General features: G+C 56.8%; 1 protein-coding gene. It reads right to left on the bottom strand.

Translation table 11 applies throughout. From position 1 onward, the window contains the following. Window positions 1-1,716, bottom strand: a 1,716-nt coding sequence (locus E0501_RS21025) for a calcium-binding protein (RefSeq protein ID WP_137703374.1), incomplete at both ends; no start/stop codon positions are given.

Here is a 1,716-nt window from a genome sequence, read left to right as displayed (position 1 = left end):
GCCGATCACGCCCTCGACGTCAACAACCTTGCCCACAACGATATCGGTGAAGAGGTCGCCCGCTGCGGCGCGGCCGTTGCCGGCCACGTCGTTCAGGAAGTCGACCCGCGCGCGTTCCGTAGCCCCGGCATAGCTGATGATGTCGAAGCCGTCGCCGCCAATGAACTCATCGGCGCCTTCGTTGCCGATCAGGGTGTCATCGCCCGTACCACCGTCGATCGTGTCGTCGCCCGCACCGCCTTCGAGCTGGTTGTTGGCGCCATCACCCGTCAACTGCGAATGCAGACCACCGGTAACTATCGCATTTTCGACATTGACGACAGTGTCAAATGAACTGGGAACACCGGCCGCACCAAATTGCCCGGTGCTGAAGTTCACGAAGAAAACAAAGTCTGTCGGCGAGTAGCCACTCGTATCCGCGAAGATCGTATCGGTGTCTGCTCCACCATCGAGGTATTCCGAGCCGGTGCCAACGACAAGCGTATCATTGCCAGCGCCACCTTCCAGTGTGTCGGCACCGTCACCGCCAGCCAGCGAGTCGTTGCCATTCCCCCCAACGAGGGAGTCATCTCCTGCTTCACCGAAAAACGTATCGTCTCCGTCAAAGCCATTCATGGTATCATTGCCGTCGCGGCCGTTGGCGCGCTGCGCCCCATCCGTTCCGATGAATGTATCGTCGAAACGCGACCCTCGGATAGCTTCAATGTTGGAGAAACTGTCCGTGTAGCTTGTGCCGCCCCAGGTCTTGTTTACCGTCCCTGTGCTCCAGTCAGCGGTGATGGCCGCATCGATTCCGCCGCGGTCATAGCGCAACCAGTCGAAACCATCGCCACCATCGATGTTATCGTTGCCTCCGCGCGTGATAAACCATTCCCAGTCGCTGCCATTGCTTCCAACAATCGTATCGTCGCCATCTGTCGCCCTCAATTCTGCAACGCGGCCGTTTATCGTGTCGGTGTCCGTTCCCTGTTGCACGATCCCTGTTTGCAAGTTCGCATTAATCGCCGGACCGCTGTCATGGAAGCTCAGGCGGACGTAACCCTCACCGGTAAGGTTATATGTATCGCTCCCGAAATAGCCGCGGAGATCAATAAAGGAATTGGCAGAAGTGTTAACGTTGAAAACATCATCTCCGTTCCCTGCACGAAGGCCAAACCCACCACCTGTAAAGACCGCGTTCATAGGTGTCGATACGCCAATAAAGGTATCGAAGCCCTGGGCGCCTGCATCCACTGTGCCGGTATTGGCCAAGGAGTCTATATTGAAGCTGGCTGCTTGATCGGACTGCAAGAAAGTGTAGCTGACGGTCACAAATCCATCGACACTCCCCGACAGATCGATCGTGTCGTTTCCGAGGCCAGGATCAACATAATCTCCGCCCCCAATCGGTGTGTTGCTACCGACGCTTATGCTATCGTCACCTGCCCCCCCCAAGAGAACATCATTGCCTGCTCCACCGATTAGGGTGTCGTTCCCACCCACGCCAAATACGGCAGGGTCATCACCATAGATCGTGTCGTTGCCTAATCCTCCGATTAAGCTGTCAGCCCCTAGCATGCCATCAATTGAGTCATTTCCGATGCCGGCATCAATCGTGTCGCCATCGTCTGTGCCGATGAAATAGTCATCCTCGGTCGAAGTGGTGTTGCTGAAGCTGGTCAGCGGAATATCGACGCCCGGCGCAAATGCCCCCGACGTGATCGCGCCGATATCGGT

The sequence above is a fragment of the Marimonas lutisalis genome (assembly GCF_005434965.1).
GTDB lineage: Bacteria > Pseudomonadota > Alphaproteobacteria > Rhodobacterales > Rhodobacteraceae > Marimonas_A > Marimonas_A lutisalis.
This window is presented reverse-complemented; position numbering and strand designations above follow the sequence as displayed.